Source organism: Shewanella sp. S1-58-MNA-CIBAN-0166 (assembly GCF_040310085.1).
In the GTDB taxonomy this organism is placed as follows: domain Bacteria; phylum Pseudomonadota; class Gammaproteobacteria; order Enterobacterales; family Shewanellaceae; genus Shewanella.
Window position 1 is genome coordinate 1 of record NZ_JBEOPN010000120.1, and the last position, 284, is coordinate 284.

Here is a 284-nt window from a genome sequence, read left to right on the forward strand (position 1 = left end):
ATTTACATCAACAGTGGTCATCGCTTCAGTTTGATCTATGATCAAATAACCACCCGATTTTAAAGTAACTTTACGATGCAGTGCTTTTTGAATTTCACTTTCTACATCAAATAAATCAAAAATGGGGCGCTCACCTGGGTAATACTCAAGCACTTGTGATAACAAAGGCACAAACTCTTCAGTAAACAGCTTAAGCTCTTGGTAGGTAAGCTTAGAGTCAACACGGATGCGCTCCATATCTTCACCAACGTAATCACGTAACGTTCTAAAGGCAAGTGTAAGAT

General features: G+C 38.7%; 1 protein-coding gene. It reads right to left on the reverse strand.

Annotated features, from left to right (window positions below; all coding sequences use genetic code 11):
• The coding region (locus AAEY99_RS21340) for a ribonuclease E/G (RefSeq protein ID WP_351011970.1) at nucleotides 1–284 on the reverse strand (284 nt) is incomplete at both ends.